Raw genomic sequence first — 22,206 nt, forward strand, 5'->3', positions numbered from 1 at the left:
GCCCTTTCCCTAGGATGGTCCGCCTAGCCGGGCCACTTGAAGCTGCTTGGAGCAGGGGGAACGATGCAGGCTGGTAGGCAGTTGTCCACGAAGATCGACGCCACCGTGCCCACGGCCGCGCGCATGTACGACCACTATCTCGGCGGCAAGGACAACTACGCGGCCGACCGTGCGGCCTGCGCCGAGCTCGACAAGGTCGTGCCCAGCACGGGTGCACTCGCGCTGAACAACCGGCGCTTCCTCCAGCGGGTGGTCAGGACGCTCGCGGCCGAGCACGGCATCAGGCAGTTCCTCGACCACGGATCCGGTCTGCCGACCCAGGAGAACGTCCACCAGGTCGCACAGCGCGTCGATCCCGCATCGCGCGTGGTCTACGTGGACAACGACCCGATGGTGCTGGTGCACGGCCGGGCGCTGCTCGACCAGAACGACTGCACCGCGGTGATCCACGCGGACCTGCGGAACACGGACGAGATCTTCGCCCATGCGGACACGCAGCGCCTGATCGATTTCTCGGAGCCGGTGGCCGTGCTGTTCAACTCGGTCTTCCATTGCATCCCCGACAGCGAGACCGACGGTCCGCCTGCCGTGGTCCGCCGCGTGGCCGAACGCCTCGCGCCCGGCAGCTTCATGGTGATGTGCCAACTGGTCAGCGAGGACCCCAAGGTCAGGGAGTTCGTCACCGACTTCATGGCCCAGGTCACCCAGGGGCATTGGGGCAGGGTCCGCCAGGAGAAGGATGTCGCGGCGTTGTTCGACGGCCTCGAGATCCTGGAGCCGGGGCTGGTGGAGGTGTCCACGTGGCGACCCGACAACGAGGTGGCGCCCCGTCAGCTCACGCAGGAATGGGTGGAGTTCGGCGGCGTCGGCCGACTTCCCTAGGAGCTGGGAGCATCGAGCGGGCCGTCCTTCGTCCGGTGCGCCGACGAGACGCCTTCGGGTACGCCCGCACCGCGGCGGGCGTACCCGTGACCGTGTTCAGGATGCGGCGTAGCGTTCCGCCGCCGTCTTCTTCAGGAGCGCCAGCGACTCGCGCGGGGTGAGGGCCTCGTCTCCGAGCCGGTCCAGCGCCAGCCGGTACTCCTCGGTCTCGTCCCGGTCCTCCAGGAAGTTCGCGCTCCTGATGTGCTCCAGATAGACGATGTCGGGCAGGTCGAGACCGCCGAAGCGCAGATAGGTGATGGGGATCGCGGGGGCGGAGGCGTTCGTCACGTCCAACGGCACGATCTGCAGCGTCACATGGGGACGTTCGGCCATGTCCATCAGATATTGCAGCTGCTCACGCATGACGTCACGGCTGCCGAGCACCCGCAGCAGCACCGACTCGTCGATGACCGCCCATAGTTGCGGGGTGTCCGCGCGATGCAGGAGTTCACGCCTGCGCATGCGCATCTCGACCCGGCGCTCCACCTCGCTGGACGGTGCCGTCGGCAGCCCGCGCTCCACAACCGCCCTGGCGTAGGCGGCAGTCTGCAACAGGCCGGGGACGTACTGGATCTCGAAGGTGCGGATGGCCGCCGCGGCCTCCTGGAGTCCGACCAGCCGGTCGAACCACTCGGGCATCAGACGTTTGTCGTAGCGCTGCCACCACCCGGGCTCACCTGCGCGCCGGAGCAGTTGCAGAAGGATCGACGTCTCGTGCTCGCCGGTCCTGTACAGGTTCAGCAGGGCCTGCACGTCGCGTTCCGTGGGCGGGCGACGTCCCTTGCCGGCCTCGATACGCGACAGCTTCGCGGGACTGAACCCGATCTCACGGGCGGCCTGGTCCTGCGAGAGGCCCGAGTCCTCGCGGATACCCGCGAGCTGCACGCCGACCAGCATCTTCAGCAGTGTCGGGGCGGGCTCGGTCCGCTTCAGATAGGGTTCGAGGCGGGAGATGCGAGGTGACTCGGCGGACATCCTGACTCCCAGTAGACCGGCAGACGACGGGGTTCATCATCGCATCCCTGGCCGTACTGCCGCACGCCTGCGGAGAAGTGGGCCACGTGACTCCACTTCACACCAGGTGATCGAACTCCCCGTCCTTCGCGCCGGCCAGGAAAGCGGCCAGCTCGGACGGGGTGTAGACGAGTGCCGGCCCGTCGGGGTCCCGCGAGTTGCGCAGCGCGATCCCGCCTCCGGCGAGGGAAGCGACCTCGACGCAGTTGCCCTCCGCGTTGCTGTGCCGGCTCTTGACCCAGTCGACGGCCAGTGAACTGGCAGGCACACCGTTTCGCACTGATGGCACCGGACTCTCCTCGCTCACGTTCGATGACGGGCTCGACGCGGCCGCCCTGTGACGGGACCGAACGAGCGTGGCCTGTTTGAGTCGCCACTCGTGCAATTTCCCGTGAAATTGCACGCCGGGCGCTGACGGAGTGGATAATAGCTGAGGAGTCAACGCCGCTGCAGTCGTGCGAGCCTGACGTTCCATCAGGGAGAATGCCGTGTCGTTACCTGCGCGCTCAGCACCACGCTCCGCCGCTCGGACCGCGTCGGGGGACGGTCCGAACGACGGGTCGCGACCGCTTTTGCGGGGAGCGCATCCTGACGCCGCGACCCAGTTGCGGCTCGCCGGTCACCGGCCGGCGAGCCGCTTCCCGGTGCCCGCCAGGATGCGTGTCATCGACGCACAGCACGGCCTGGCCCAGGTACGGGACTTCACCCGCCGGACCCTCGCCGCCTGGGAGTTGAGCGCCTGCGGCGACGAAGCCGTGCTCGTCGTCGACGAACTGGCCACCAACGCGCTGCTGCACGCCGCGTCGAAGGTCCCCGTCGAGCGCAGGGAGGTCTGGCTGAAGCTCTCGCTTCGGCGCGCTCACCTCGTCTGCGCGGTCACCGATCCGTACGACCGCCCCCCTGTGCACCTGCCCGCGGATGTCACCCAGGACGACCACGGCAGAGGCCTCGGGATCGTCGACGCCCTGTCCGAGCACTGGGGCTGGACACGATTCCCCGCGGGCAAAATCGTCTGGGCCATGCTGCGTACTCCCTGTCCACCCGACGGCATCGAGGCATGGGGCCCGGCATGAGACCCGCGCCGGCGGCACAGCAGTCGAGCGCGCAGCAGCCCCCCTTCTGGAGAAGCAGACATGGAGACACCCCTGAAGAGCCTGAGTCACGTCCCGTGGCGCGAACTGCAGGACTCCACCGGGTCGGCCGCGGAGATCCCCGAATTGCTCAGCGCGATCACCTCGGAGGACGCGGCCACGGCAATCGCCGCGCTCGCGCGTCTTCGCGACCGCATCTGCCAGTACGGCTTCGTCGTGGACCAGGCGACCGCCGCGACGGTGCCCTTCCTGTGGGAGCTCGCCCAGGACTCCGAGGTCGCCTGCCGTGTACAGATCCTCCAGCTGCTGAAGAACATCGCGGACGCCAGACAATGGGAAAGCACCGCCGTCGCCTATCCCAAGCTGCTCAACCGCCGCGAGAACTACGTCGGTTGGGAACGCGAGGCCCGCCAGGCCGTCCGCGCCCACCGCGGTGACATCAGGGGTCTCCTCGCCGAGCCGGACGGAGAACTCGTCCAGGCCACGAAGGAACTGGCCGCCGCGCTGACGGACTGAAGGATCGACTCTGCACGCCGTCGATCCCGCACCGCAACGCCCCCGCATCGCATCGATCCCACACCGCCACGCTCCTGCATCGCATCGATCCCGCACCGCATCGATTCCGCGCCGCAACGCCCCCTTGCGTCCCATCGATCCCGCAAGGCACCGCTCCCGGACGTCCGGGGACAGCCGCTTTCGGACAACACCGCGAGGAGGCCGAGGGCGGAAGCGAGCATGGCCGACCAAGCCGCCGGGCGCCCCGCCACGGATCACCGGTGACAGACTGAAGATCCGAGCGAGGCGAACGCGTGGCAGACGGGGAGCACCGATGGCGGCGCAGGCGAAGACATCCCCTCTTGGTGGGGCGGGCGGGCCCGCATCCGCGCTGGTGACGCACCACGCCCCCGCCGAGGTCCGCACCGCCGTCCTCTTCCTGCACGGCGGCAGAGCCCACAGCCGGGCGCCGTCCAGGCCCTGGCACCTGGCCGCGGTCCGGATGAGGCCCTTCATCCGGGCAGCGGCGGCAGCGGTACCCGACGACGTCTTCGTCGGCGAGGTGCGCTACCGCCTCAGGGGATGGAACGAACCCGACGCCGACCCCCTGCGGGACGCACGCCGAGCGCTGGGTGAACTCTCCCGCCTCACCGGCGACGTGAGCGTCGTCCTCGTGGGCCACTCCATGGGCGGTCGCGCGGCCCTGAGAGCCGCCGCGGCCACAGAAGTACGGGGTGTCCTGGCCCTGGCCCCGTGGTGCCCCGACGACGAGCCCGTGGCCCACCTGCGCGGCAAGGACGTCGTCGTGCTCCACGGCGACCGGGACAAGGTCACCGATCCCGACGCGTCCGTGTCCTTCGTGGACCGGGCCCGCGAGGCGGGCGCCCGGGCGGATGCCGTGGTGATGGCGGGTGGCGACCACGCCATGCTCCGGCCGCGCGGGGCATGGAACCGGGCCGCGGTCTCGGCCATCGCGGCGCTGGCCGCGTCCGGTCCCGGCTCGGCAGGCTGACCGGGCACCCCGTGCACCCGTCCGTCCGCGCACGCCGGCGGGCGTGGCAGCCCCGTCCGCTGAGCGACGCAGGCGACGCGAAGCCGCAGGGCGCCCGCCGTCAGGCGGTCGGCACCGCCGTCGGGGGCCGCGACGGCGCCATCGCCCACCGGACCGCCGAGGTCACGGCGCAGCCCAGCGGCCGTACGCACAGACTGTCCACGACGGGCAGCCTGGGCAGCCGCAACTCGGCCGCGGCCCAGGAAGGCAGCAGCGACACGGCGTTGGCGGCCAGCACCCCGTACGGAAGACGGACCGCCAGCGGCACGGGCGGGTCGAACAGGAGGAAACGCGCGGCTGCCCGCGCCTCCGGAGTGGCCCGTGTCTCCGCACGATAGGCGGCCAGACGTGCCTGGAGCTCGGCCAGGCTCGAGGGCGGGTCGGGGACACCCAGTGCCGTGGCCACCCGCGCCATGTCCATGACGTATGCGTCGCACCCCGTCGAGGACAACGGCCTCACGCCGTACCGCTGGTGAGCGCGCAGGAAGCTGTAGGCCTCCGCGGCGTGCACCCAGCCGAGCAGATGCGAGTCCGCGGCGTGATATCGCATTCCCTCGCCGGTGACGCCCCGCACCCTCTCGTGCACCGCCCTGACCCGGTCGCACGCCTCCTGGGCGCTCTCGGCCGTGCCGTACGTGGTGGTGGCGAGGAACGTACTCGTGCGCTGGAGCCTTCCCCAGGGGTCGCCGCGGTAGCCGGAATGGGCGGCGACGGCAGCCATGGCGAGGGGATGAAGCGACTGGAGCAGCAGGGCGGTCAGTCCGCCGATGAACATCGACGCGTCCCCGTGCACCCTGCGGATCGGACGGTCCGGGCCGAACCAGCGCGGGCCGGGAGTGCCGTGGATCCGGGCGCGGTTGCTGGGTCCCTCCGGGCCCGCCACCCGGGCGAAGAGGCTGTTCCCCAGCCGCTCCCGCAGGCCGGGCGGTTCCGTGCCGGTGCGTCTCATCGGTGCTGGGCCTCCCGGTCTCCTGGTGCCGGCGCGGCGCCCGGGTCTTCCGCCGCCGACGACGAAAGACCCGGGGGGTACGGCACACCGTCCCGCCACCGGGCGAGGGCGACGTGCTGCCCGCCGTCTCTTCGGTGTCCCGGCCGCCTTCGGATGCAGCGCTCTTCGCATCGGGTGACGGAGGGCACCTCCTGTGGCAGCAGCGTCCACCATGGCTCGAATCCCCGGAAACGCCTACATTGACAGTACCTCTGCCGGGTAGGGCGGCGCGGAGCGCGCCGCGGGAACCGGCTGCCCCGAGCGAGCGGCCCGAGGAGCGGCGGAGGACGGGACGAGCCGTGCGAGAAGCCCAAGGGACACCGCATCGCGGGGCGACGGCGTCCGGGAGCGGCCGGACCTACGGGATCTCCGCCGTGAACTGGCGCGAGTCGGCGGCCTGCCGTTCCGAAGACCCGGAGCTCTTCTTCCCGATCGGCGACGACGGGCTGTCGCTGCGCCAGATCGAGCGGGCCCGCGCGGTCTGTCGTGGCTGCCCGGTCGTCCGGGCCTGTGCGGACTGGGCGCTGCGCCACGCCGAGTACGACGGAGTGTGGGGCGGGATGTCGGCGGAGGAACGCCGCAGCCTGCGCCGCGACCGAACGGCCGGGAGCGCGCGAAGCCCCGAGGCATGACACGACAGGCGGGCGCGGGCGTGGCCGGCGGGGCCGTCCGGCCCGCCGAGGGCAGGTCCGGTCAACCGTGTTTTGGACGGAGGAACACCTCGTCCTCGTAGCACCAGGCCCAGGTGTCGCCCGGTTCCACGGACCGGGCGAGGGGATGCCCGGTCCGCTCGTGGTGCGCTGTGGCGTGCTGCCCGCGGGAACTGTCACAGCAGCCGACGTGGCCGCAGGTCAGGCACAGCCGAAGGTGCACCCAGCGCATGCCCCTGGTGAGGCACTCCTCGCAGCCGACGCCGGGGGAGACAGGGAGATCGGGGAGATCCGCGGCCAGGTGCGTGCAGACTCCGCCCTCCGGCCGTCCGCCGTCCTCGGCGACTGCCCACGTGACCATCGGACCTCCCCGGTCGGCCTGCGTCCGGTATCCACCTTGGCGTGTCGGCTCGGCGAGCGCACGCGCGACTCCGGGCACGGCGCACCCTTGCGCGTGGCACGGCGGTCCCGAGCGTGCGCCCGTGCACTTGGCGCGGCGGCCCCCGCGGAGGGCCCCTGCGCGTTGCACGGCGGCCCCGGGGAGAACTCGTCGCGGGCTCTCCCCGGGGCCGCGTCGGGGGGCCGGGCGGCGCGGTCGGCGTCAGACCCGGTCTGCGGCGATCAGCAGGTACTGGAAGCTGCCGTTCTTGTACGCGTTGATGAACGTCTCCTCGATGCCGGTGACGAGATCGTCGGCCTGGCTGCGCAACTCCCAGTAGGGGAGGGCGGCCTCGGTGAGGTCCTCGACGTGCACGGGCACCAGGCGGTTGGCTGCCAGGGCCCGGAAGTACGCCGACCGGGGGTGGATGTCGCAGATGTAGTGGGCGTTGATGAGGGAGACCTCGCGCGAGGCCTGGCCGTAGGTGTCGTTGTAGCAGCCGGTGATCACGACGTAGCGGCCGCCGCGTCGCAGCAGCCGGGCGTGTTCGGCGAACAGCAGGTCGAGCTCGACGTACATGGTCGATTCGTTGTTCCACGACGCGGCGAACTCCCCGGACGGGAGGCCGGTGTCGAGCATGTTGGCATGGTGGTAGCGGACCTTGGCGTCGATGCCGCGCTTGCGGGCCTGCGCGTTGGCGAACTCGGCCTGCTTGGCGGAGATCGTGACGCCGTCCGTCCGGCAGCCGTACCGCAGATGGGCCACGACGCTGCCGCCGCCGCGCCCGCAACCGGCGTCGAAGACCCGGTCGGTGGGGGCGAGGGGGCCGAGATGGGCGGCGAGGAGTTCGGCCTGGGAGTGCTCCAGGCGGTGCAGTTCGGCGGTGATCCGCTCGTGGCGCCGGACGGGGTCCCGTTCGTCGAGCACGGAGTCGTCGGCCGCACCGATCCCGTAGTGGTGGTGGTACAGGTCGTCGATCTTGCCGAGTTCGAGGTTGACCGGGTTCTCCTCGGCGTTCCAGTAGTCGGCGACGCGGGACTGGTACGTGGACTGGGTCGGGACCGAGGCTGCCTGGGTGATGTGGGGGGCTGTGGTCAACAGTGACTCCTCGCGATGCTTCTGACGACAGGTCAGGGACGGTGCGGGTGACGGATTGCAGGGGTCGGGGGCGGTCACCAGTAGTTCGGCAGGTGGTAGCGGTGGGTATTGGTCGCGTGCCATTCGTGGTTGCCGGACACCCAGGAGGCGAGACCCCCGGCGTAGCGCTCGACGAGGGGTGAGCCGGCGGACAGGGCGGCGGCCTCCTCCTCGAAGGCCGTCATGATCTCGTTGTGGATCTCGACGGACTTCAGATAGGCGGCCTTCAGCCCGCGGCGGTCGTTGGCGGCGACGACCTGCGGCAGATTGAGGTGCGTGGGATCGTTCGCCAGCTCCTTGGTGAAGGAGTACAGGTCGTTGACGATCGTGGTGGCGTTACAGGCGAGCGCCGTGATCCGCTGGATCTCGGGCCGGGCGTAGAGGGCCTCGGGCAGTTCGTAACCGTCCACGGCGTCGACGATGGAGAGGCAGGGGCGGAAGTTGTTGAACTGCCGCATCACCAGGTACTCCCACACCCGCGGCGCGTACCGGGTCTCCGCCCAGGCGGCCTCGGCGAGATATCCGAGGTGCAGCCGCGCGATGTCGTGCAGGAAGCGGTCGGCCTGACTGGGCGTGGCGAAGGCCGCGTACTCCTGGAGCGCCCAGTGGTACGAGCGCAGCGGTCCGTCGGCCTGCATCCCGTCCCTCCACTGCGCCTCTGTCCCGGGGGTGCCGTGGAAGGGGTCGATGGCCGACTGGGCCATGATCAGCCGGCCGCCGAGGCCCCGGGGCGATCCGCCCTTGTCCTCGCAGTAGCAGTCGTCGACGACGTTCTCGGCGAGGAGCAGCTTGCCGGCGGTGGTGAGGCGCTCCAGGTCGGCCGCGCCCGGGTGCTGGAGCACCACGGCCCGGCCGAACTGGAAACCCGCGAAGTCCTCGAACCAGGCGTCCGGGAACAGGTCGAGTCCGCGGGCCCAGGCCTCCAGCCTGCGATCCACCTCCTCGACCTTCGCCGGATCGGCGGGCACCGCGGGTCTGTGGCGCAGCCCGGGAACGGCCCCGCCCCGCCGGGCTCTGAGAGAGCCCGCCAGGTCGGGCGGACCCGGGGGCGTGAACGGGGCGGCGGAAACCGGCGGCGCGCTCATCGCGTACCCCTCCTCCTGGGCGATGTCATTCAGCGGTCCGTCCGATCTGGACGTTCTCCAGGAGCCCGGCCGCGTCGGGCACGAGGATCGCCAGCGAGTAGTAGGCGGTGACGAGGTAGTTGATGATCGCCGCGGAGTCGATGCCCATGAACCGCACATTGAGTCCGGGCTGGTACTCCTCGGGGATGCCGGTCTGGTGGAGGCCGATGACTCCCTGGTCCTCCTCGCCGGTGCGCAGAGCGAGGATGCTGGTCGTGTGCTGGGGGCTGATCGGGATCTTGCCGCAGGGAAAAATGGGGACGCCGCGCCAGGCGGGAACCTCGTGGCCGTCGACGTTCGCGGTGCCGGGCACCAGGCCGCGCCGGTTGCACTGCCGGAAGAAGGCCGCGATGGCCTTCGGATGGGCGAGGAAGAGCCGGGTCTTGCGGCGCATGGACAGCAGGTCGTCGAGGTCGTCCGGGGTGGGCGGGCCGGAGAAGGTGCTGACCCGCTGGCCGTAGTCGGTGTTGTGCAGCAGCCCGAACTCGCGGTTGTTGAGCAGCTCCCACTCCTGACGCTCGCGGATCTCCTCGACGGTGAGCCGGAGTTGCTGCTCGGTCTGGTCCATCGGGTCGTTGTAGAGGTCGGCGACCCGGCTGTGGACCCGCAACACCGTCTGGGTGAGCGACAGCTCGTACTCGCGCGGAGCCAGTTCGTAGTCCACGAACCCGCCCCTCAGGGTCGGCTCGCCCGAGTGTCCGGCCTGGACCGGGACGTCGGCCTCGCCCTTGCGGTTCATCGGCAACCGCTGCCGCTGCGCGTACGCCGCCAGGTGCGCCGCGAGGGACGGCGCCCGCTCGATGAACTCCCTGACGATGTCCCAGGGCAGCACCAGGACGGTGCCGGCCGTCTCGGCCCGGACCGAACTCAGCCACAGCGGGTCAGGCTGGCCGATGGCCTCGTCGCCCATCTGGTCGCCGTCGGTGACGACCCCGAGGACCTCCTCCTCGCCGTACTTGCCGGCGGTGTAGCGGGTGAACCTCCCGTGGGCGACCAGGTACGCCTCGGTGACCGGTTGACCGGCCTCGAAGAGGACCTGCCCGGCCCGCACCCGCCGGGTCCGGAATCGGGTGGCGATCTCACCGAGGACAGCGTTGTCGGAGTAGCCGCGCAGGACCGGGAGTTCGGTCAGCGTCTCGGGAATGACCCTGATGTCGTCCCCGCCGTTCTGTTCGAACCGCACCCTGCCCCGGCCGACGCTGAGCTGAAGGCGCCGGTTGACCCGGTAGGCGCCGCCCTTGACGTCCACCCAGGGCAGCATCTTGAGCAGCCATCGTGAAGTGATGGCCTGCATCTGCGGAGCGGACTTGGTGGTCGTGGTGAGCCTGCGCGCCGCGTGGGTGCTCAGACTGGTCAGCTGCTGGTGGTCGGCGGTGTCGGGGGCGGGTTCGTCGGTGGCGGGACCGGTGGCGCTGTCCGGTACGGGCACATTCCCTCCTGGGAGGTGAACGAGGGTGAGCGAAGCGGTCGGCGATGCGCGAGGTCCGTCCGCGCACATCCCAGGCAAACAGCTGTGACGTGCTGTGCGGTACGGCGTACGAGGGGCGGTTTTCGCGTTCTGGTGGTGCAAACCCGCCGGATGAGGCGGGTGGCAGGTGGGGCGGCGACCGCACGCCGTTCACACGCTCCGGGAACGTGTGTGCCGTGGGTGTACGGGCGATCGCCACACCGGCGACGGCCGGGACCCTCCGGTGCCGGACCGGCGAGGGGTGTCCGTCGGCGGACTCCGGCCGCTGCGATATGACGGTTATCATCCGATTGAAGCGGGTTCATGCCTTCTGTCGATACTGGTGTATTCCTTCTGGAGTGGTCGATGGGCCGCAAGCGCCTGACGGGCGACGGCGACGAGCTGCTGGCCAGGCTCGGCTCCCTGACCGCCCAGGTGCGCGAACGCGCGGAGTTCCAGCGCTCCCAGGTAGAACTGGCCATCGCCCTGCAACGCGACATGCTGCCCGGCGACATGCCGACCGCCCCCGGGTTCCATCTGGCCGTCCAGTACGCGCCGGCCTGCTACGGCCTCAATGTGGGCGGGGACTGGTACGACGCCTTCAGGCTGCCGGACGGCTGCATCGGCCCGTCCATCGGCGACGTCCAGGGACACAACATCGAGGCGGCGGCCTTCATGGGCCAGGTCCGGGTCGGTCTGCGGGCGCTGGCCTCCGTAACGGGCGATCCGGGGGAACTCCTCTCCCGGACGAACGAGCTCCTCCTGACCCTGGGCACGGACCTCTTCGCCACCTGCACCTTCGTGCGGCTCGACCCGGCCACCGGAGTGCTGGAGAGCGCGCGGGCCGGACACATCCCCTGCGTGTGGGCCACCGCGGACGGGCGGTCCGGCATCGCCGAGGACGAGTGCGGGCCGCCGCTCGGCGTCCTGGGCGGCACGGACTACCCGGTGACCTGCCAGCGGCTGAGCTCGGGCGGGGTCTTCGTGCTGCTCACCGACGGTGTCGTGGAGGGGCCTTCGATGAACATCGACGAGGGGCTCGACCAGGTGGTCCGCCTCGCCGGCCCGGACGTCGACGATCCGGCAGTGGCGCAGCCGCCGTTCTGGCACTGTGCGTCCCGCCGTCACGGCCCGGTGCGACCGCGGAGCCCGGTGGGGAAAGATGAGACCACAAACGAAGAACCACCGATGTGGAGGTGCGGGCACATGCAGCACGAGCGAGCGGGCAGTCCGGCCGGCCCCGAGGACCTCGTAGACGTCGCCCGGTTGGTCACCGCGTACTACGCGCTCCACCCCGACCCGGCGGAGCCAGGACAGCGGGTCGCCTTCGGAACCTCCGGACATCGCGGATCGTCCCTGGCGACCGCGTTCAACGAGGACCACATCGCCGCGACGAGCCAGGCCATCTGCGAGTACCGCGAGAGCCAGGGCATCGACGGCCCGCTGTTCCTGGGCGCCGACACCCACGCACTGTCGGAACCCGCGAAGGTCACAGCCCTGGAGGTGTTCGCGGCCAACGACGTGTCGGTCCTCATCGACGACGCCGACGGCTACACGCCGACGCCCGCGGTCTCGCACGCCATCCTCACCCACAACCGCGGACGGTCCGCCGGCCTCGCGGACGGGGTCGTGGTCACTCCCTCCCACAACCCGCCCGCCGACGGCGGCTTCAAGTACAACCCGCCGAACGGCGGCCCGGCGGGCTCCGAGGCGACATCCTGGATCCAGGACCGGGCCAACGAACTCATCGCCGACGGCCTCAAGGGTGTACGCCGCATCCCCTACGCCAGGGCGCTGGCCGCCCCCGGCACCGGCCGCTACGACTTCCTCGGCACCTATGTGACCGACCTGCCGCACGTGCTGGACCTGGACGCCGTCCGCGCGGCCGGCGTACGCATCGGCGCCGACCCGCTCGGCGGGGCCTCGGTCGCGTACTGGGGACGCATCGCCGACCAGCACGGACTCGATCTGACCGTGGTCAATCCGCTCACCGACCCGACCTGGCGGTTCATGACCCTGGACTGGGACGGCAAGATCCGGATGGACTGCTCGTCGCCCTATGCCATGGCCTCGCTGATCGAGCGGCGCGACCGTTTCCAGATCGCCACCGGCAACGACGCGGACGCCGACCGCCACGGCATCGTCACCCCGGACGCCGGGCTCATGAACCCCAATCACTACCTCGCCGCCGCCATCGCGTACCTGTACGCCCACCGGGAGCAGTGGCCCGCCGGGACCGGCATCGGCAAGACGCTGGTGTCGTCCGGCATGATCGACCGGGTCGCCGGCGACCTCGGCCGTCAGCTGGTCGAGGTGCCTGTGGGCTTCAAGTGGTTCGTGGACGGTCTGGCCGGCGGTTCTCTCGGTTTCGGCGGTGAGGAGTCGGCCGGCGCCTCCTTCCTGCGCCGCGACGGCTCCGTGTGGACCACCGACAAGGACGGCATGATCCTGGCGCTGCTCGCGTCCGAGATCACTGCGGTGACCGGGAAGACGCCGTCCGAGCACTACGCCGGGCTGACGGCGCGATTCGGCGAGCCGGCGTACGAGCGCATCGACGCCCCGGCGAACCGCGAGGAGAAGGCCCTCCTCGCGAAACTGTCGCCCGCGCAGATCATCACGGACACCCTGGCCGGTGAGGCGGTCACCGCGGTCCTCACCGAAGCGCCGGGCAACGGCGCGCCCATCGGCGGTATCAAGGTGACCACCGCCAACGCCTGGTTCGCGGCCCGTCCCTCGGGGACCGAGGACGTCTACAAGATCTACGCCGAGTCGTTCCTCGGCACGCAGCACCTCCGACAGGTGCAGGAGGAGGCGAAGGGCGTGGTCTCGGCGGCGCTGGGCGGCTGAGCAGAAGCGCCGGAACAGCAAGCCGACGCCGTACGCCGAGAGCCGTACGCCGACGCTGCGGGCCCTGTCGTCCCCGGGCCCGTGCGCCGGGCGCTCGGCTGACGGCGCGTCATCCGGGGGAGGGCTGCGGAGGCCGCGCACCCGGCCGCCGCGGCCCTTCCCTTCCCGTTCGGCAGCGGCCGGCCGGTCCCCTGTCCCTTTCCCGCTCGGCAGCGGCCCGACCTGCCGAATGCGCTGGACCTGTACGCCGTCCGCGCGGGCGGCGACCATCGGCGCCGACCCGCTCTGCCGGGGCTCGGTCGCGTGCCCGCCGGCTGCGTCCCCTTCCCGGCTCGGCAAAGGCCCGGCGACACCCGGCAGGGCGGTCCCGCCCGGAGTCGGGGGACGCCGTTCGACGCCTGGACGGGGCGCTCGCCGGACCGCCCGCCAGACCGGGTCGCAATGGCCCGCTCGTCGGCCGCTGACCTGCTGTGATTTCGCCCACCTCCTCTTGTCGCGGCGAGAAGGGCATTCCTAGGTTCTGTTCCATGGCCCCACATGACCCCCCACACCCCCACGGCCCCGGCGAGGCGGCCGGCCCCCGGCAGCCCGATGCCGGTCGGGACGACGCCCCCGCACTGGTCGACTTCACCGTCGATCTCACCTCGCAGGAAGTGCTCCGGCAGGCGCAGGTCCTCACCGCCCTCGGCCCCGACTGGGACCCGATGGAGGCGCTGCGCGGCGAGGGGGCCGCCTACGACCTGCTGTACTCCGGTCTCGACGACGAACAGCAGCGCCTGTACGACAGGCTCGTCACGGCCGGGGTGCTCCCCGAGCGCGGGGGCGGTCGTGCTGCCGCTTGACCCGCAGGCGGACCGCGGGCGGCGCGCCTGGGTGAGGTGCCCGAACTGCGACGACAGCCGTGGCTGCGCGTCGTGCGAGCAGCAGCGTACGTGCTCCGTCCACTGGCGCTATCTGCTGTCCAGCCGCGGCAGCCTGCTCCACCTCCAGTGCCCGTCGTGCACCCATCTGTGGGTGCACGAGAGCGGCTTCGGCGCCTCTCGGTCCCGTTGGGACCGCATCACCGGCAGACGTCGCGAACGCTGACCGTGTCTCCGGCCGGGGGCGCGTCCACCGGCGCGATGCCGTGGGGGGAGCCCGTTTCCGGGATCCGCGCACGGACCTGTCCACCGATTCGAGGACGCGCGCGGGCCCCTGATGGATCGCGGACCGGCACCTCGGGGTACAAACACTATGCGCACTACCGCGAACACCCACTGCTGAAGGACTGCCGGCCTTGGACTTCCCACACCCAGAAACCTCTGCCCCGCGACGCCAAGGGCGGACATGGACCGTCAGGGTCTCCGGCCACAGCGACCGCACCGCGTCCGTCACCTGCTCCTCACCCTGCGCGATGCCGCCGCGCTCCCGCGACCTCGCCGGACTGCGCCGCTTCGCCGAAGCCCACGTCGCCGCGCACGGCCGGGCGGCCACCGTGCACCCGGACGCCTCCTGCGCCTGCCGCCAGACGCAGTGCGCCTCCCACGAGGACAGCCCGGTGCACTGCGCCGGGGGCGTGCTCCTGGTCCTGCGCCACGACCCGGCGGTCGCCCAGGTGTGGACCCTCATGGAGGTCTGTGCGGCCTGCGCACCACTGATGACGCACACCCGCATCGTCGGCCGCGCCGTACCCCGCACCCGTACTCCGGGCGCGCCGCCCGCGCCGGCCCCCGCGGCGGACGCCTCTGTGGGCGCGCCCGCGGTTCCAGGCGGATTCAGCGCTCCGACGGGGCCCGGATTCAACAGCGAGGACGCGTCCTCGGCACCTTCGCGCCGTCGCTCGGACGGCGGCCGTGGCGGTCCTCGGCAACGGCAGGGCCGCCGCGGGCAGGGCCGGTCCAGGGGCTGAACCCGGCCCTGCTGGACGCCCGCTCGCCGATCCGGACGTCGAGCCAGTCGCCGTGCTCGGGCCGGTAGAGCGACTCCTGGTAGGCGAAGGCCGACTCGGCGAGACCGGCCCAGCCCCGCCGGCCGGCCGCGGACCCGGCGTCGCTGAGGGAGAGACGGGCCAGTGCCCGGCCGATGCCGGTCGCTCCATGGGCGAAGCCGCCGATCGGCGATTTCCGCCCGTCTCTCCGCGCACCGGTCGAGGGCCTCGCCGACGGAGCGGGCACCGGAACCTGGCGGGCCGCGGTGCTCGACGGGACGCCGGCCGCCTTGGCACGTCCTCCGGGCCTGACCGGCACCGCTCGGCGGCGGGGCATCCGATCCCCGTCCGGCCGTGTTGCTGATCCCGCGTGGTGCTCGAAGGATGGTGAGGGGGCGTGGCACCCCGGGTCCGCCCGGGGCGTCGACGGGTACCGGAGGACGGGAGCCGGTACCCGGGCGACGGCGGCGGAGAGGAGCCCCCGTGGGACCGGCCGTACAGGCACAGGGAAGTGGGAGCCCGTCGGCGGGAGCGGCACAGGGAACCGACCCCCGGCGCTGGCGAGCCCTGTGGGTCACTCTCGTCGCCGGGTTCATGAGCCTGCTCGACGTGACGATCGTCGCGGTGGCGCTCCCCTCCATGCAGCGGGACCTGCACGCCTCCGCGGCGGCCATCCAATGGGTCGTCTCCGGCTACGCACTCACCTTCGCGCTGGTCCTCGTGCCCGCCGGGCGCCTCGGGGACGCCATGGGCAGGCGGCGCATCTTCCTGCTGGCGTTCGCCGGGTTCGTGCTGTGCAGTGCAGCCGCGGGCGCGGCTCCGACGATCACACTCCTCGTCCTGGCGCGGCTCGCGCAGGGCGTCGCGGCGGGCTGCCTCGCCCCGCAGAACTCCGCGCTCATCCAGCAGATGTTCCGGGGTGGGGAGCGCGGACGGGCCTTCGGCATGTTCGGTGCCACCGTCGGGATCTCCAGCGCCGTGGGCCCCGTCGTGGGCGGCCTGATCCTCATGCTCGCCGACGGGCCCCAGGGCTGGCGATGGATCTTCTACGTGAACGTGCCGGTCGGCGCGCTCGCCCTCCTGCTGGGGTTGCGGCTGCTGCCCCGCGTCGCGTGCGGGCGACGTGAACCGCTCGACCTGGTGGGTGTCGCGCTGCTCGGCTGCGGGGTGCTGAGCCTGATGCTGCCGCTGGTGCTGGCCGAGGGGGGCGGTGTCCGGCGGCTGTGGTGGCTCTTCGTGGTCGGGCCGGCCTTCCTCGTGGCGTTCGCACGCTGGGAGCGGCGCGTCGCGGCAAGGAAGGGACAGCCTCTCCTCGATCCCGCGCTGGTGACCTGCACCCGTGGCTACGCCACCGGCGCGGCCATCGGCGCCCTCTACTTCGTCGGGTTCAGCGGAGTGTGGCTGGTGTTCGCCCTGTTCTTCCAGAACGGGCAGCACTACTCGCCGCTGCGGTCGGGCCTCGCGGTGACCCCCTTCGCCATCGGTTCGGCCGCCGCCGCGTTCGTGGCGGGCCGGCTCGTGGAACGACTGGGCCGGCTGCTGACCGTGTACGGACTCGCGGGCGCGATCCTCGGCCTCGGCTGCGCCGTCCTCGTGCTGTGGCGGGTGCCGGGGGAGAACGCCGTCTGGTACGCCGTGCCGGCGCTGCTCGTAGGGGGCATCGGCAGCGGATGCGTCATCTCGCCCAACATCACGATGACGCTGCGTGACGTACCCGTCCGGATGGCGGGAGCCGCCGGCGGTGCCCTGCAGACGGCGCAGCGCCTCGGCGGCGCCGTGGGTACCGCCGTCCTGCCCGGTCTGTTCTACCTGGTGCTGGTCGCCCGGCACGGCTCCTTCCACACCGCCGTCGCGGTTGCCGTGGGGTGCGGCATCGCGCCCATCGTGTGCGCGTTCGTCCTCGCCGTGCAGGACTGGCTGCGCGATCACCGGTCTCGTCCGGCGGCGTCGCCGCCCGAGGTGTCGCACAGCCATACGCATGCCAGTCAGTGCTGAGGACGGGGGCGAGGACGTCTGTCCGAGGGGTGGGTCGGTCCGTGCGCGTTCTGCCGGTGGGTGGGGTCCGTGCCGGTGATCCGCCCGTTGCGGCGGTTGTGCGGGGCGGTGCTGATGGGTGCTCGGTGGGTCCGTGTTGCTGTCCGCAACGGGCATTTGATTCACCGGCACGGCCCCCTCCGTGGGTGGGCGGGTGCCGCGTCGACGGGACGTGGTCGCGGTCTCAGAGGTTGACGGACTTCATGCCTGCCTCGTCGTAGCGTTCGCCCGCCGGTTCCGGGAGTTCGGCGTCGATGCGGGCCAGGTCCTCCTTGGTCAGCTCGATGTCGACCGCGGCGGCGTTCTGTTCGAGGTAGGCGCGTCGCTTGGTGCCGGGGATCGGTACCAGGTCGTCGCCCTGCGCCAGGACCCAGGCGATCGCGAGCTGAGCCGGTGTCACGCCCTTCTCCGTCGCGATCTCCTTCACCTTCTCCGCGAGCCTGAGGTTGGCCTCCAGGTTCTCGCCCGTGAAGCGCGGGCCGGAGCGACGGAAGTCGCCCTCGTCGAGGTCCGCGGGGGAGGAGAACCGGCCGGCGAGGAAGCCGCGGCCCAATGGCGAGTACGGGACGAAACCGATGCCGAGTTCCCGGCACGTGGGCAGGACCTCCGCCTCCGGGTCCCGGCTCCACATCGAGTACTCCGTCTGCACGGCCGTGATCGGGTGCACGGCGTGCGCACGGCGGATGGTGTCCGGTCCCGCCTCGCTGAGGCCGATGTGGCGTACCTTGCCCTCCGCGACCAGTTCCGCGAGGGCACCGACGGTCTCCTCGATGGGCACCTTGGGGTCCACGCGGTGCTGGTAGTAGAGGTCGATGTAGTCGGTGCCGAGCCGTTCGAGGGAGCCGTGGATCGAACTGCGCACGTGTTCGGCGGAGCCGTCCTGCGGTCCCACCGTGCTCATGTCGCCGGGCGAGGCGTTGTCCATGCGGTAGTTGAACTTCGTGGCGACGACGTACCGCTCGCGGCGCCCCTTGATCGCCCGGCCGACGAGCGTCTCATTGGTGAGCGGCCCGTACAGCTGAGCCGTGTCGAGGAAGTCCACGCCGAGGTCGAGGGCGTGGTGGATGGTCTTGATGCCCTCCTCCTCGTCGGTGGTGCCGTAGAAGGCGGACATTCCCATGCAGCCGAGGCCGATGGCTGACACCTGCAGGTCTCGCAGCCTGCGCTGTTTCATGTGGGGTTCCAGCCTTTCCCGCAGTGCCGATCTTCGTTCCGGGGCGCCCCGCGTCCGGATCCCCCATCCATTGAGCTCTGGATCGCGGACTCCGGCATCCCGGGCGGGTGCGCCATGTCCTGGACGCTATGACTTCGAGAGCGCTCGAAGTCAAGTGAGCGGTCCCGGGTGCGCAAGCCGGCGGGCGTGGCTTCCACCGCGGAGGCGGCTCGCCGGGCGCGTCCTGCTGTCGGCGGCGAGGATGGCGTCATGACCGATGCGACCAAGGCAGTCCTCGAAGGCGGCCCTGACGATCTTCCCGAGCGGATCGTCTCCGCGCCCGCGCAGGGGCTCGACATCAAGGTGCCGTTCCTCGGGGGGTACGAGCACTTCAGGGCGACGACGCGTGAGCGGGAGACGCCGGCGGGCACGCTGCCCGTGTACGAGTGGTGGGAGCGGACCGAACTGCCGGGCTAGTCACCCGGTGCACGCAACGCCCCGGAGCGGGGCGTTGCGTGGTGCGCCTACGCGTTCGGCGGTGCCGCCTGCTGCACGACGTCGAAGGACCACAGGGTGGAGCCGCTGGCCGCGGGCTTGGGACGTTCACCGCTGTCGGCGCCGCCGCCCTGGTGGGCTGCCTTCATGGGGCCCTCCATCCACGCCTGGAAGGACTCCTCGTCACGCCAGCGTGTGTAGACGAGGTAGTTGTCGGTGCCCTCGACGGGGCGGAGAAGCTCGAACCACTCGAAACCGTCGGAGTTCTCCACGGCGTGGGCGCGGGAGGCGAAGCGCTTCTCCAGCGTCTCCCGCTGGTCGGCGGGGACGGCCAGCACATTGATCTTGACTACGCTCATGGTCCTCATCCTGCCGTACGGCGGTTCGTGGGCCGGGAGCGCCTCAACCGCTCGGGGTGTCCTGCAAGGTGGCGGAGTCGCTCTCGGTGTGTTCGCGTACCGCGATCCGGGCCAGTTTCGTCAGCATCATGCCGTTGCGGACCGCGATGACGTAGTCCACGGGCAGCCCGTGCATCCGGGTGCCGGGCCCCCGGAGAGGGTGCCAGTCCAGGACGAAGAGCGTGTTCTCTCCCCACGGGACGAGGCGCATGGCGATGCGGGCCGCGCCGAAGGGCTCGGCCTTCGCTTCGAGTTCCAGCCGGCGTTCCGGTTCGCAGATTCGGACGACGCAGGTGTCGTCGAGGGCCAGCGGACCGACACCGACGCGGACGCGCAGCTGGGCGCCCACCTCCGGCCAGTGCGGATCCGCGTCCAGGACCTGCTGGGTTCCGGTCACCCACTCGCCGTAGCGGTAGCCGTCGCACAACAGGCTCCAGACCTCGGAGGGCGAGCTCAGGATGAGACGGCGGTTCCGGGCCACGGCGGCCACGCTCCTTCCGCAGGACGGCCGCGTGGTGCGCTCGACCGCGCGGCGTGCCCTTCGACGGTAGCCGCGCGTCCCGCGTCGGGCACCCGTGGCCGTGACCGGGACAGGGGTGCCCGACGTGGTGGCCGTCAGGTGGGGCAGTGGTGCCGGGCAGTGTGGTGTCGCCGTGCGGTAGCACTCCCGCTCGGCCGATCAGGTGACGCCGAGCGGGGCGCGGATGCCGGTCACGGGGCCCAGGGGTTCTCCACGGACCATGTGGTGTCCTCGGTGAAGGACGCCGGATTGTCCCAGGCGTGCGCGCCGCCCGGCGTGGCCAGCCAGAGTTCGGCGCCGATGTGCCTCAGATACTGGCCGGGGAAGCCGGACGCCATCAGCCGCACGCCTCCGCTCCCTTGCACCGCGCACCAGGTGGCGTCGGATTTGAACAGCGCGGATCCGTCGCCGGGGTCCTTCCGGACCCGGAAATCGCGGTGCCGCAGGTATTCGCCCGGGTAGTTGCGCGACTCGAAGGAGTAGCAGGAGGAGTCGGCGAGACCCGGGACGATCTTCCAGGTGGCGTCGTTCTTCAGCAGATCGGGGCTGCCGGAGCCGACGGCCTCGGTGTAGCCGAGGCCGTCCTTGTGCCGCACGTAGCGGTTGGCGTAGCCGGGTGTGGTGACACGCAGGGACTTGTAGGCCCCGGTGGGCAGGGTCACGGGTGGGGCCGGGTTCCTGGAGGCGTCGACCAGTGCCTGATTGGCGGCCTTGACGCGTGTCTCGTCGACCTTCACCACCTGGCGGTCGTACGTCATCAGGCCGTTGGCCTCGTTCTCGACGTCGGTGATCTCGGTGTAGACGGAGGCCGACAGGCCCGCGGGCATCTGCTGGAGCCGGATCGCGTCCAGCAGCCCGGTCAGCCGGTCGTCGAGTCTCGCGGTGCTCGCCTGGTCCTCGTAGCTGAACCCGCCACCGGGGTACCACTCGTGGCCGGACACCTTGTAGCCGAGCCCGCCGTACTCGCCGAGGACGGCGGCACGGGTCGCGGTCGGCGAGGTGACGCCGGGGCCCACGTAGACATGGTGGTCGACGACGTCGCCGTTTCCTCCGTCGACGGCGCCGCAGCAGTTGATCCCGCTCATGTTGTCGACCAGCCGGGACGGGTCGTAGGCCTTCACGTCGTTCGCGATGCGGGCCTGGTCGTACTGGCCCCAGCCCTCGTTCTGGTCGACCCACATCACCAGGGACGGTGAGCTGCGGTGCTGGTCGATGATGCGGTGGAACTCGCTCTCCCACTGGGCGCGGGCGGCGCTGCTCGGGGTGCGCAGGTCCATCGCCGGCATGTCCTGCCACACCAGCAGACCGAGCCTGTCGGCCCAGTAGAACCATCGCTGCGGTTCGACCTTGATGTGTTTGCGGACCATGTTGAAGCCCAGGTCCTTGTGCTTCTGGAGGTCGTACCTCAGTGCCGCGTCGGTGGGCGCGGTGTAGATGCCGTCGGGCCAGTACCCCTGGTCCAGGGTTCCGGTCTGGAAGACGAACCTTCCATTGAGGACGGGCCGCAGCACATTGCCGACCTCGGCCAGGCCGATGGAGCGCATGCCGGTGTAGCTGCCGGCCGTGTCCACGACCGACGAGCCGGACAGCAGGTCGGCCTCGACGTCGTACAGGAACGGGTCGTCGGGAGTCCACAGGCGCGGGTTCGGCACGGAGACGGTGAACTGGCTGCCGACCGGCCCGGTCGCGGTGCCGACCGTGGTGCCGCCCGTGGAGACGGTGACACGTGCGGTCTGCCCTCCGACCCCGTCACCGCGCACCGTGACCTTCAGGGTGTTGTTCGCCAGATCGGGAACCATGTCCAGGCGCGTGATGTGCGCGGTGGCCGTGGGTTCCAGCCAGACCGTCTGCCAGATGCCGGAGGCGGCGGTGTAGAAGATGCCGCCGCCCGCGTGCGGGGTCACGTCGTTGATGCGTTGCTTGCCGACGGCCTGGTCGCCGGTCTGGGTCGGGTCCCACACGGAGACGACGACGGTGTTCGTCCCGCCGGTGAGCAGATCGGTGATGTCGTACGAGAACGCGTCGTACCCGCCGTTGTGCTGGGCACCGGCCTGCCGGCCGTTGACCCAGACCGTGGTACGCCAGTCACTGGCACCGAAGTTGAGCTGGATACGGCGTCCGTTCCATCCGGCGGGGACGGTGAAGGTACGCCGGTACCACAGCTTGTCGTTCTGGGTGATCCTGCGCTGGATGCCGGAGAGGGCGGACTCCGCGACGAACGGCACCCGGATCCGGTCCGGCCAACTGGTCGGCTGCCCGGCGTCCGCGGAAGTCACCGCGAAGTCCCAGATGCCGTTGAGGTTCGCCCAGTCCGGGCGGGTCAGCTGGGGGCGCGGATACTCCGGCAGCGGGCTGTCCGTCGGGACCTGGCCGGTCCACGGTGTCACCATGGGCGCCGGTTTGGGCGTCCAGGCCGTCGCCGCTGCCGCTGCCTCTGCCGTGCCGGCCACGGCGGTCAGCGCCGCGGCACACAGCAGGACCATGGACACGAAGGCGGCAGCGGTGTCGCGCAGCGTCCGTCTACGTCGTGGCTGCGGTAAGGAAGCCATGAGT

At 71.1% G+C, this 22,206-nt stretch carries 22 protein-coding genes and 1 pseudogene; 12 read left to right on the forward strand and 11 right to left on the reverse strand.

Going from position 1 to position 22,206, the window contains the following annotated elements; genetic code table 11:
• Positions 1-63 precede the first annotated feature (63 nt).
• Complete coding sequence (locus tag H305_RS0106925; protein ID WP_028799769.1) at positions 64-882, forward strand: SAM-dependent methyltransferase; 819 nt, start codon at positions 64-66, stop codon at positions 880-882.
• A 96-nt stretch (positions 883-978) separates the two neighbouring features.
• Here H305_RS0106925 and H305_RS0106930 read toward each other — a convergent pair whose 3' ends face one another.
• Both H305_RS0106930 and H305_RS0106935 read right to left on the reverse strand, forming a co-directional pair.
• A complete protein-coding gene (locus tag H305_RS0106930; protein WP_028799770.1) occupies positions 979-1,899 on the reverse strand; it encodes a helix-turn-helix domain-containing protein in 921 nt (306 codons plus the stop codon).
• Positions 1,900-1,996: 97 nt separating this feature from the next.
• Positions 1,997-2,227 (reverse strand): DUF397 domain-containing protein, encoded by a 231-nt coding sequence (locus tag H305_RS0106935; protein WP_063611268.1) that lies wholly within the window; start codon positions 2,225-2,227, stop codon positions 1,997-1,999.
• Between the two features lie 367 nt (positions 2,228-2,594).
• Here H305_RS0106935 and H305_RS0106940 point away from each other — a divergent pair, with 367 nt between their 5' ends.
• From H305_RS0106940 to H305_RS44755, 3 genes are all read left to right on the forward strand, one after another.
• Entirely contained in the window at positions 2,595-3,011 is a 417-nt protein-coding gene (locus H305_RS0106940; protein WP_051370437.1) for an ATP-binding protein, read from the forward strand.
• 60 nt (positions 3,012-3,071) lie between these two features.
• A complete protein-coding gene (locus H305_RS0106945) occupies positions 3,072-3,545 on the forward strand; it encodes a hypothetical protein (RefSeq protein WP_028799773.1) in 474 nt (157 codons plus the stop codon).
• Between the two features lie 313 nt (positions 3,546-3,858).
• Positions 3,859-4,536 (forward strand): alpha/beta fold hydrolase, encoded by a 678-nt coding sequence (locus H305_RS44755; protein WP_037762863.1) that lies wholly within the window; start codon positions 3,859-3,861, stop codon positions 4,534-4,536.
• Between the two features lie 100 nt (positions 4,537-4,636).
• On the opposite strand, the gene H305_RS0106955 is transcribed toward H305_RS44755, so the two are convergent.
• Entirely contained in the window at positions 4,637-5,524 is an 888-nt protein-coding gene (locus H305_RS0106955; RefSeq protein ID WP_028799774.1) for an oxygenase MpaB family protein, read from the reverse strand.
• A 413-nt stretch (positions 5,525-5,937) separates the two neighbouring features.
• Here H305_RS0106955 and H305_RS0106960 point away from each other — a divergent pair, with 413 nt between their 5' ends.
• Positions 5,938-6,195: a WhiB family transcriptional regulator gene (locus H305_RS0106960; protein WP_028799775.1), complete on the forward strand. Its 258-nt coding sequence runs from the start codon at positions 5,938-5,940 to the stop codon at positions 6,193-6,195.
• A gap of 61 nt (positions 6,196-6,256) precedes the next feature.
• On the opposite strand, the gene H305_RS0106965 is transcribed toward H305_RS0106960, so the two are convergent.
• From H305_RS0106965 to H305_RS0106980, 4 genes are all read right to left on the reverse strand, one after another.
• Positions 6,257-6,574 carry a UBP-type zinc finger domain-containing protein gene (locus H305_RS0106965; protein ID WP_028799776.1) on the reverse strand — a complete coding sequence of 106 codons (318 nt, stop codon included), beginning with the start codon at positions 6,572-6,574 and terminating at the stop codon, positions 6,257-6,259.
• 240 nt (positions 6,575-6,814) lie between these two features.
• On the reverse strand, positions 6,815-7,690 hold the full coding sequence (locus tag H305_RS0106970; RefSeq protein WP_028799777.1) for a geranyl diphosphate 2-C-methyltransferase: 876 nt from the start codon (positions 7,688-7,690) through the stop codon (positions 6,815-6,817).
• 74 nt (positions 7,691-7,764) lie between these two features.
• Positions 7,765-8,814, reverse strand: a complete 1,050-nt coding sequence (locus tag H305_RS0106975) for a family 2 encapsulin nanocompartment cargo protein terpene cyclase (protein ID WP_028799778.1) — start codon at positions 8,812-8,814, stop codon at positions 7,765-7,767.
• Between the two features lie 25 nt (positions 8,815-8,839).
• Entirely contained in the window at positions 8,840-10,282 is a 1,443-nt protein-coding gene (locus H305_RS0106980; protein ID WP_028799779.1) for a family 2B encapsulin nanocompartment shell protein, read from the reverse strand.
• Between the two features lie 384 nt (positions 10,283-10,666).
• On the opposite strand from H305_RS0106980, the pseudogene H305_RS53935 reads away from it, so the two are divergent.
• The 6 genes and pseudogenes from H305_RS53935 to H305_RS0107000 form a co-directional block, all read left to right on the forward strand.
• Positions 10,667-11,365 (forward strand): annotated as a pseudogene (locus H305_RS53935) (PP2C family protein-serine/threonine phosphatase); the annotation flags it as partial.
• A 141-nt stretch (positions 11,366-11,506) separates the two neighbouring features.
• On the forward strand, positions 11,507-13,147 hold the full coding sequence (pgm, locus tag H305_RS0106985) for a phosphoglucomutase (alpha-D-glucose-1,6-bisphosphate-dependent) (protein WP_028799780.1): 1,641 nt from the start codon (positions 11,507-11,509) through the stop codon (positions 13,145-13,147).
• Between the two features lie 527 nt (positions 13,148-13,674).
• Entirely contained in the window at positions 13,675-13,989 is a 315-nt protein-coding gene (locus H305_RS0106990) for a DUF6400 family protein (protein WP_028799781.1), read from the forward strand.
• A complete protein-coding gene (locus H305_RS50215) occupies positions 13,976-14,233 on the forward strand; it encodes a hypothetical protein (protein WP_078628912.1) in 258 nt (85 codons plus the stop codon). The genes H305_RS0106990 and H305_RS50215 overlap by 14 nt, the downstream gene beginning before the upstream one ends.
• Positions 14,234-14,540: 307 nt before the next feature.
• Entirely contained in the window at positions 14,541-15,035 is a 495-nt protein-coding gene (locus H305_RS54465; RefSeq protein WP_234020641.1) for a hypothetical protein, read from the forward strand.
• A gap of 501 nt (positions 15,036-15,536) precedes the next feature.
• A complete protein-coding gene (locus H305_RS0107000) occupies positions 15,537-17,048 on the forward strand; it encodes an MFS transporter (RefSeq protein ID WP_028799783.1) in 1,512 nt (503 codons plus the stop codon).
• A gap of 223 nt (positions 17,049-17,271) precedes the next feature.
• Here the strand turns inward: H305_RS0107000 and H305_RS0107005 are convergent, their stop codons facing one another.
• Positions 17,272-18,261 carry an aldo/keto reductase gene (locus H305_RS0107005; RefSeq protein WP_028799784.1) on the reverse strand — a complete coding sequence of 330 codons (990 nt, stop codon included), beginning with the start codon at positions 18,259-18,261 and terminating at the stop codon, positions 17,272-17,274.
• A 249-nt stretch (positions 18,262-18,510) separates the two neighbouring features.
• On the opposite strand from H305_RS0107005, the gene H305_RS0107010 reads away from it, so the two are divergent.
• Positions 18,511-18,717 (forward strand): DUF5988 family protein, encoded by a 207-nt coding sequence (locus H305_RS0107010; RefSeq protein ID WP_028799785.1) that lies wholly within the window; start codon positions 18,511-18,513, stop codon positions 18,715-18,717.
• A gap of 47 nt (positions 18,718-18,764) precedes the next feature.
• Here H305_RS0107010 and H305_RS0107015 read toward each other — a convergent pair whose 3' ends face one another.
• The 3 genes from H305_RS0107015 to H305_RS0107025 all read right to left on the reverse strand — a co-directional run bounded on the left by H305_RS0107015 (position 18,765) and on the right by H305_RS0107025 (position 22,202).
• Entirely contained in the window at positions 18,765-19,094 is a 330-nt protein-coding gene (locus tag H305_RS0107015) for an antibiotic biosynthesis monooxygenase family protein (RefSeq protein WP_028799786.1), read from the reverse strand.
• 43 nt (positions 19,095-19,137) lie between these two features.
• Positions 19,138-19,614: an SRPBCC family protein gene (locus H305_RS44765; protein WP_051370438.1), complete on the reverse strand. Its 477-nt coding sequence runs from the start codon at positions 19,612-19,614 to the stop codon at positions 19,138-19,140.
• A 230-nt stretch (positions 19,615-19,844) separates the two neighbouring features.
• Positions 19,845-22,202, reverse strand: a complete 2,358-nt coding sequence (locus H305_RS0107025) for a glycoside hydrolase family 2 (RefSeq protein WP_028799787.1) — start codon at positions 22,200-22,202, stop codon at positions 19,845-19,847.
• Positions 22,203-22,206 lie beyond the last annotated feature (4 nt).

Source organism: Streptomyces sp. 142MFCol3.1 (assembly GCF_000424945.1).
Taxonomy (GTDB): domain Bacteria; phylum Actinomycetota; class Actinomycetes; order Streptomycetales; family Streptomycetaceae; genus Streptomyces; species Streptomyces siamensis.